The following is a 7,520-nucleotide window of genomic DNA, read 5'->3' as shown; positions in this document are numbered from 1 at the left end:
TACGCGTGGCCGCGAGCTTGCGCCCGGCGTCCTCCAGCGCCGACGCCCGGGCCATTGTCCGAGGGCAGTCCTCGTACAGCCGGACCGCGCGCAAGAAGGGACCGAGGTCATTGTCGAGGAGCCCGCGGGCGTGCGCGGCAGTGGCGGCGAGAAACGCGAGGTCGGGATTGAGCGCGGCTCGTCGCTCGGCCAGTCCGACCGCTTGTGCGGCCCGGTCGTGTGCGCCGGCGCGCAGCGCCATGCGGACGAGCACCGGGGCGTCGGCGGGGTCGAGCAAGCTGACGAGGCCAGGCCGCTCCTCGGCGAGCGCCACCATCACGTCGTCGAGTTCGGCCATGGCACGGTCGGGTCGGCCTTCGAAGTCGGCCATCAGTGCCAGCATCCAGGAGCCGGCGTCGCGAACAAGTGGTGCGCTGTCGCTCCGCATGCGCCTCGCTTCCATCGCGTACTCTCGTGCGGCCTGCTGGTCGTTGGTGTGGAGCACGGCACGCATCATCGCGTACCGGAGCGTGACGTCGGCGAAGTTGCCCATCCCGAGCTTGTCGGTCATCGCGGATGCGGCTTCGGCGTCCGCCCGGACGTCCGCCAACCGTCCGACGTCCAGGAGCGCCCGGCTACGGTTCATGAGCCACATGCGTGTGGCAGCTGTCCGGCCCTGGTTCCGCGTGTTCCGAATGCCCTCCTCCGCTGCGGCGAGCGCCTCCGCGGAGCGGCCGGCCGCGTTCGACAGGAAGCTGTGCCACAGGGCCTCCGGAACCCACAGCGAATGGACGATGTCCAGGCCGGCGGCCAGGGCGGCGGCCCGGTCCGCCTGCCGGAACGCCTCGGTCCAGTCCATCCGGTGGAAGCGCACGGCTGAGTCGACCATCATCAAGGTGGCCTTGGCAGCACGGTCCCCCGTCGCGTCGGCGGTCTGCAGCGCCCCCGCGACGGCCTGCTCGGCCGCCTGGTTCTCGCCCGCCATCGACAGGCCGAGACACAGCAGCGCCAGCAGCCGGGCCCGCAGGGATCCCGGGCAGTACCGCCCCGGCACGGGCCTGCCGGACCGTCTCGGAGAAGTCGAACTGGGCGGACAGGCGCGCCAGCGCCAGGCGTATGCGTGCCTTGTCCTAGAGCCCGAGGCGGCCGGTCGACAGGGCGGAGGCTCCCAGCTCACGCGCCTGGGCCGCCTGGCCCGTCTGCCAGAGCAGCGGGATGGTCTCGGCGATGATCCACGGCCGTTCCGGAGCGTCCGCGGCGGTGAGGTCCAGGGCCTTGAGGCTGAGTTCCGCTGCCGGTCCGGGAGCGGTGGCCGCGCGTTCCGCAGCAGCGGTACGCAGCCGGTCGGCCTCCGCCCGGTCACCTGGCCCCGTTCTGCCGGCCGGCGGCATGAGGGTTCGATCGGTGAGGTCGCACTCTCCGGCAGCAGTTCGGCGGCTTGACGACGCAAGGCCTGGCGCAGGACAGGGGGAGGCCGGCTTCCACTGCCTCGCGTATCAGATCATGGCGGAACTCCATACGATCGCCCCTTTCGGCGAGCAGATCGGAATCGATGGATTCACGCACCGCGGTGATGAGTGCCGCCGACGATCTGCCGAGCAGTTCGGCGACCAGAGCGACGGTGACCGGACGACCCACAGCGGCCACCGTCTGCACCAACTCGCTTGCTGCTTCGGACAGTTGGTCGAGGCGGCGCCCGACAGAAGGCAGTCGCCGTGGAGGGAGGGATCCGGACGCCAGTCTGGCCATGCCGTTCTCGATCGTCACGATCTCCTCCTCCCGCAGCGCGCCGAGCAGCTCGACCAACAGCAGTGGCACCCCTTCGGCGCGACGGGCGACGCCGAGGACGTCCGGATCGGGAACGGCACCCAGGACGTCCTCGGCGATCCGCGCGATCGCCTGGTCCCCGAGCGGTCGCAGAACCAGCTCATGCGCGCCGACCTGCCGGATCCTTTCCAGAGTCGTGCGCACACCCGGCTGCACGCTTCCGCCGCTCACAGCCACCAGCCACAGGATCGCGTGCGCCGAGAGCCTGGCCGCGACGGTGTGAAAGGTGAGAAGCGTCAGGTCGTCGCACCACTGGAGATCGTCGAGGACGATGAGCAGGGGCCCGTTTCGAGCCGCCTCCTGCAGGCGGTCCCCCAGTTCCTGGAGCAGCCAGAACCGCTGGCCGGGTGTCGTGGCGAGGTCCCGGAGCCGGGCCGCGACCGACAGCGGTTCCTCCTCCGAGTGCAGCCCCTCCAGCAGCGGCCCGAGCGGCACAAACTGTTCGTCGGGGTCCGCCGCCCCACCCTCGTCCCGCGCCGCTTCGCGGAAGCCGAGGCCTCCACGAGGATCCTGGACCGGCCGATGCCCGCAGGTCCTTCGACGCGGACGATCCCGCCTTCGCCCTGGGCAAGCGCGTCGAGCCGCGCCTCGATGAAAGCCAGTTCCGCCTCCCGGCCGCGGACTGGCCTCCTCACAGCGTCGAGGTCCTCGGGCACGGGCCATGTTCTCAATCGGTTCACGCTCATTCCGCCGGCCGGGGCCGCACGGGACGGGCCCGGTCCACGTGCGCTACAGCGGATCAGTATGAAGTACGGTGCCTTCGCCCGGGTCGGGAGCCGGCCTCAGTCGAAGCGCAGGTCCGCGAGTTGCCGTTCGAGGGCGGTGACGTCGTCCTCGGGTTCTGTCCGGGTCGGTCTGGCGGCCATGAGTGTGGCCAGCTCACTACCCGCACGGCGGACGCGGGCAGGCAGGCCGTCGGTGTACTCGCCTCCTCCTGCCCCCCAGTCCTCGGACGCCGCGTACACCGCGGTGGGAACGACGGTGACGCGGAGATAGGCGAAGAGCGGGCGCATGGCGTGCTCAAGGACCAGGGAGTGGCGAGCGGTACCACCCGTCGCCGCGATCAGCACCGGCTTCCCGGTGAGGGCGTCCGGATCGATCACGTCGAAGAAGGACTTGAAGAGCCCGCTGTAGGAAGCCGCGAAAACGGGAGTCACGACGATCAGGCCGTCGGCTCCGGTCACCTCGTCGATCGCGGCGGCCAGTCGCGGGGGTGGAAAGCCGGTCACGAGATGGTTGGCGATATCGCCGGCCAGTTCGCGCAGCTCCACGACTTCGATCGACGCGGCGTGGCCCCGGGCGGCAAGTTCGTCGCGGACCGACTCGGCCAGCCGGTCCGCGAGCAGGCGGGTGGAGGAGGGAGTGCTCAGCCCGGCGGAGACGGCGATCAGCTTCACCCGACGCTCACCCCCCGGGGCGTCGTGACGGCGGCCACGCGCGCCGCGTGTGTCGGGGCGTTCGGCACGTCGGCCGGGCGTCCGTTCGCGAACTCCTTGCGCAGCACGGGCACGACCTCTTCGCCGAGGATGTCGAGCTGTTCCAGGACGGTCTTCAGGGGCAGGCCCGCGTGGTCCATCAGGAAGAGCTGGCGCTGGTAGTCTCCGACCGTCTCCCGGAACGACAGGGTCCGCTCGATGACCTGCTGGGGAGAGCCCACGGTCAGCGGGGTCTGCTCGGTGAACTCCTCCAGGGACGGGCCGTGGCCGTACACGGGCGCGTTGTCGAAGTAGGGGCGGAACTCGCGTACGGCGTCCTGGGAGTTCTTCCGCATGAACACCTGTCCGCCGAGACCCACAACGGCGTCCTCCGGTCGGCCGTGACCGTGGTGCGCGAACCGGCGCCGGTACAGCTGAACCATGCGCCTGGTGTGGTCGGCCGGCCAGAAGATGTTGTTGTGGAAGAAGCCGTCGCCGTAGAACGCGGCCTGCTCAGCTATCTCCGGGGACCTGATGGAACCGTGCCAGACGAACGGTGGGACGCCGTCGAGGGGCCGGGGTGTCGAGGTGAAGGCCTGGAGCGGCGTACGGAATGTGCCCTCCCAGTCCACGACGTCCTCGCGCCACAGCCGGCGCAGCAGCGCGTAGTTCTCCTTGGCGAGATTGATGCCCTGGCGAATGTCCTGCCCGAACCACGGGTACACCGGGCCGGTGTTGCCACGCCCCAGCATGAGGTCGACCCGGCCGTCGGCCAGGTGCTGAAGCATCGCGTAGTCCTCGGCGATCTTCACCGGGTCGTTGGTGGTGATCAGCGTCGTGGCGGTGGACAGGATCAGCTTCTCGGTGCGGGCGGCGATGTAGCCGAGCATGGTGGTCGGGGACGACGGTACGAACGGCGGGTTGTGGTGCTCGCCGGTCGCGAAGACGTCCAGGCCGACCTCCTCGGCCTTGAGCGCGATGGCGACCATCGCCTTGATGCGCTCGTGCTCGGTCGGAGTACGACCGTTGGTGGGGTCGGGTGTCACGTCCCCGACGGTGAATATGCCGAACTGCATGGGGTGTCTGCTCTCCTGAGCGTGCGTGAATTCCTGCGGTCGAGGCCGTTGGGGCCGGGATTCCGGCACCCAACGGCTCGGCGGTGTGGCGTCACTTCGCCAGGAAGGCGAGGAGCGCGGTGTTGACCTCCTCGGCATGGGTCCACAGCAGGCCGTGCGGGGCGCCGTCGATCTCGACGTAGTCGGCGGACGGAAGGGCCTTGTGGAAGGGGCGGGCGGTGCCTTCGGCGGGCAGGATCCGGTCGGCCGTGCCGTGCAGGATCAGGGCGGGGACGTCGATGGCCGGGATGTCGCCACGGAAGTCGGTGTACCAGGTCGACGGCGCGGCGGACGCGGCGAAGAAGCCGCCGCCGGACGCGGTGTTCCAGCTGTTGCGGACCGCTTCCTCGCTGATACGGGTGCCCAGGTTCTCGTCGAGGTTGTAGAAGTCCGCGAAGAAGGCAGTGTAGTAGGCATAGCGGTCGGCCTTGACGGCTGCGACCACGCCGTCGAAGAACTCCTTCGGTGCGACGCCCTCCGGGTTGTCCTCGGTCTTGAGCAGGCAGGGCTCCAGCGAGGCGAGGAAGGCGACCTTGGCGACACGGGCGGAGCCGTACGTGGACACGTAGCGGGCGACCTCGCCGGTGCCCATGGAGAAGCCGACGAGGACGGCGTCGTTCAGGTCGAGGGTCTCCATCACGGTGTTCAGGTCGGCCGCGAAGGTGTCGTAGTCGTAGCCGGTCGTCGGCTGGGAGGACCGCCCGAATCCGCGGCGGTCGTACGTGATCACGCGGTAGCCGGCGTCGAGCAGCGCGGCACTCTGCCGCTCCCAGGAGTGGCCGTCGAGCGGGAAGCCGTGGATGAGGACGACCGGCTGCCCGGCGCCGTGGTCCTCGTAGTAGAGGTCTATGGCGGTGGTGTTCTCCTGGCCCACGGTGATGTACGGCATGGGTTGTCTCCTTGATGCGAAGTGGCTGGTCCGTGCCTCGGTGCGGTACGGAACGCCGTCACGCTACGGTCGGCGAAGCGCCGCCTGTTGTCGCGCCACGCACCACGTCTTGCCCATGAGCGCAGCGTTCTGCCCGGTCTGGCAGCAGATCGATCGGACGGCGCACAGAACCGGACGTGCCCGTCCACTCCCGCAATTCCTGCCTGTGGTTCTGCCTGGAGGCAGAAACGGCCCGCTGCTTGGCTGTTCGGTGCGGGCGGGAACCCGGGCCTTGCCGAAGTGGTCCGGTTGCGCTCCAGCGAGGTCGCTGCCCGTACGACGAGCCGTCCGGCCCCGGCCGGGCACCGGCCGCCGCCTTCCTGGGATGTGCAGCGGTCTGTTCCCGCCCGTCGCAGCCCCGGAGTCGCTTCCCCTGAGCGGAGAGCAATGTGAGCTTGGTGTTGACGACCGCCTCCGTGCCGGACCGGGACAAGGTCGCGTACTGGAACGATGCGGCGAGCAGGACGCTGGTGCCGATGACGGTCGCCCCTCGGGGCGACGGGCCGTTCGACGGCCGGATCGCCACCGACCGCCTCGGATATCTCCAAGTCTCCACCATGGAGGCCGACGCGGAGCGGGTCAGCCGCATGCCGGCGCTGATCGCCAGGTCGTCCAAGGCGCTGGTGGCGGTCGGTGTCCAGATATCCGGCACGGCCACCTTCGTCCAGGACGGCCGGCGGGCCGAGGTGGGCGAGGGTGACCTGGTGGTGTACGACACGACCCGGCCGTACTCCTTCGCCTATCCGCAGCGATTCGCCACGCACGTCTTCCAACTTCCGCGCCGCATGCTGGGCGTGCCGGACAGCGACATCCGGCAGGTCACAGGCAACGCCGTCGGCACCGGGGACGGCTTCGGCGCGATGCTGCTCCCGTTCCTGGCCACCCTGGCCTCCTCCTTGACCGACGGCTACCCGCCGGCCGTCGCGAACCGGTTGGCCGGCAACGGCCTTGCTGCCGCAGACCACGCAGAACGGCCCCGAACGACTTTTCCCCCGAACACAACTCCCCTTTCCTCCCCTCTCGAGGAAAGAATACGGTGTGCCTGTCCGGGCAAAGCCGCAGGCCAGCGGCACCAACAGCCGTGCCGAGCCCACTCCGAAGGGCGGGCTCGGCACGGGTCCCCAAGTAGGGCTGCCGGTCAGTGGGCGGTGGACCGGACCGCGTCCTGGATCAGTTCGGCCACGGCCTTGGGCTGGGAGAGCATGACCAGGTGCGAGGAGTCGACCTCAACGGTGGTCATACCGGCGCGCTCGTAGCCGTAGCGCTCCACATCGGGGTTGATGGTCCGGTCGGAGGCGGCGACCAGGCCCCACGAGGGCTTGCTCTTCCACGCCGCGACGGGCGCCGCCTCCGTGAAGGCCCCTGCGGCCAGGGGCCGTTGGGAGACGGCGAGTACGGCGGCGAGCTCGGGGGCGACGTCCGCGGCGAACAGGGCGGGGAACTTTCCGGCCTCCACCGACACGTCGGTGCCGGTCTCGGCGGAGCCGGCCACGGGGAACGGCGTGTAGACGAGCGCGTCGGCGAGGTCGGAGTCGGGGAAGCGCCCTTGCAGCTCGCCCAGGCTCTCGCCCTCCTCCAAGGCGTATCCGGCCAGGTAGACCAGCGCACGGACATTGTCCTCCGTGCCGGCGAGGGTGATGACGGCGCCGCCGTAGGAGTGCCCCACGAGGATCACGGGGCGGTCGACGGCACGTACGACCGAGGCGATGTACGCGGCGTCGTCGACGAGGCCGCGGTTGGGCACCGCCGGAGCCACCACCTCCAGGCCGGCGGCGGTCAGTTCGGGGATGACACGGGCGTAACTGGAGGCGTCGGCGAAGGCGCCGTGGACCAGCACGACGGTGGGGCGGGCGTGTCGGGACATGGGGGGCTCCTCGGGGCGTGGGTGGGGACGTGGAAGGCGGAAGCCTCCTGTTCACAGGCCGAAGCGTGGGCGATGCGTCTCGAGCACCAGGTCGGCGTACTCGGGGTGCTTGCGGATCCACCCCCGGATGAAGGGGCAGTACGGCAGGACGTGCAGCCCGCGTGCGCGGGCGTCGTCGAGGGCGCTCTGGGCGAGCAGTCCGCCCAGGCCCCGGCCGGCGAACCGGGGATCGGTCTCGGTGTGGATGAAGGCGATCTCGCCCTCGGAGAGGAAGTACTCGGCGAAGCCCGCGGTCTCGGTGCCGTCGTCACCGGCGAGGACCTCGTACCGAGACCTCTCGGGTCGGTTCACCACCTGCGGTTCCATGGGTGCTCCTGTGCGGACGTGGTGTT

General features: G+C 70.1%; 8 protein-coding genes and 1 pseudogene. 1 reads left to right on the top strand and 8 read right to left on the bottom strand.

The genetic code is table 11. The features are described from left to right. The 6 genes and pseudogenes from NGF19_RS12915 to NGF19_RS12890 form a co-directional block, all read right to left on the bottom strand. Positions 1 to 1,033 (bottom strand): annotated as a pseudogene (locus NGF19_RS12915) (LuxR family transcriptional regulator); the annotation flags it as partial. Positions 1,034 to 1,109: 76 nt separating this feature from the next. After that, entirely contained in the window at positions 1,110 to 1,370 is a 261-nt protein-coding gene (locus tag NGF19_RS12910; RefSeq protein ID WP_252424972.1) for a hypothetical protein, read from the bottom strand. After that, complete coding sequence (locus NGF19_RS12905; protein ID WP_252424971.1) at positions 1,339 to 2,241, bottom strand: hypothetical protein; 903 nt, start codon at positions 2,239 to 2,241, stop codon at positions 1,339 to 1,341. The genes NGF19_RS12910 and NGF19_RS12905 overlap by 32 nt, the downstream gene beginning before the upstream one ends. Before the next feature lie 347 nt (positions 2,242 to 2,588). Further along, positions 2,589 to 3,203 (bottom strand): FMN reductase, encoded by a 615-nt coding sequence (locus NGF19_RS12900; protein ID WP_252424970.1) that lies wholly within the window; start codon positions 3,201 to 3,203, stop codon positions 2,589 to 2,591. Then, the gene (locus NGF19_RS12895; protein WP_252424969.1) at positions 3,200 to 4,297 is read right to left on the bottom strand and encodes an LLM class flavin-dependent oxidoreductase; all 1,098 of its coding nucleotides are present in this window, start codon (positions 4,295 to 4,297) and stop codon (positions 3,200 to 3,202) included. The genes NGF19_RS12900 and NGF19_RS12895 overlap by 4 nt, the downstream gene beginning before the upstream one ends. Before the next feature lie 91 nt (positions 4,298 to 4,388). Then, positions 4,389 to 5,225 (bottom strand): alpha/beta fold hydrolase, encoded by an 837-nt coding sequence (locus NGF19_RS12890; RefSeq protein WP_252424968.1) that lies wholly within the window; start codon positions 5,223 to 5,225, stop codon positions 4,389 to 4,391. Between the two features lie 428 nt (positions 5,226 to 5,653). Here NGF19_RS12890 and NGF19_RS12885 point away from each other — a divergent pair, with 428 nt between their 5' ends. Further along, the gene (locus tag NGF19_RS12885) at positions 5,654 to 6,520 is read left to right on the top strand and encodes a cupin domain-containing protein (protein WP_252424967.1); all 867 of its coding nucleotides are present in this window, start codon (positions 5,654 to 5,656) and stop codon (positions 6,518 to 6,520) included. Here NGF19_RS12885 and NGF19_RS12880 read toward each other — a convergent pair. Together NGF19_RS12880 and NGF19_RS12875 are read right to left on the bottom strand one after the other, a co-directional pair. Beyond that, positions 6,403 to 7,128 carry an alpha/beta fold hydrolase gene (locus tag NGF19_RS12880; protein WP_252424966.1) on the bottom strand — a complete coding sequence of 242 codons (726 nt, stop codon included), beginning with the start codon at positions 7,126 to 7,128 and terminating at the stop codon, positions 6,403 to 6,405. The two genes, NGF19_RS12885 and NGF19_RS12880, sit on opposite strands and share 118 nt — an antisense overlap. A gap of 51 nt (positions 7,129 to 7,179) precedes the next feature. Beyond that, positions 7,180 to 7,494 carry a GNAT family N-acetyltransferase gene (locus NGF19_RS12875; RefSeq protein WP_252424965.1) on the bottom strand — a complete coding sequence of 105 codons (315 nt, stop codon included), beginning with the start codon at positions 7,492 to 7,494 and terminating at the stop codon, positions 7,180 to 7,182. Positions 7,495 to 7,520: the final 26 nt, after the last annotated feature.

The sequence above is a fragment of the Streptomyces macrolidinus genome, assembly GCF_023887685.1.
Classification (GTDB): domain Bacteria; phylum Actinomycetota; class Actinomycetes; order Streptomycetales; family Streptomycetaceae; genus Streptomyces; species Streptomyces macrolidinus.
The sequence above is the reverse complement of the archived record's forward strand: the minus strand, read 5'-3'. Positions and strand labels throughout refer to the sequence as shown.

What these genes read in the sequence shown, in the direction of transcription:
- NGF19_RS12880 (WP_252424966.1), bottom strand. Translation starts at nt 7,128, where the DNA reads ATGTCCCGACACGCCCGCCCCACCGTCGTGCTGGTCCACGGCGCCTTC.
- NGF19_RS12895 (WP_252424969.1), bottom strand. Translation starts at nt 4,297, where the DNA reads ATGCAGTTCGGCATATTCACCGTCGGGGACGTGACACCCGACCCCACC.
- NGF19_RS12910 (WP_252424972.1), bottom strand. Translation starts at nt 1,370, where the DNA reads ATGCCGCCGGCCGGCAGAACGGGGCCAGGTGACCGGGCGGAGGCCGAC.
- NGF19_RS12875 (WP_252424965.1), bottom strand. Translation starts at nt 7,494, where the DNA reads ATGGAACCGCAGGTGGTGAACCGACCCGAGAGGTCTCGGTACGAGGTC.
- NGF19_RS12890 (WP_252424968.1), bottom strand. Translation starts at nt 5,225, where the DNA reads ATGCCGTACATCACCGTGGGCCAGGAGAACACCACCGCCATAGACCTC.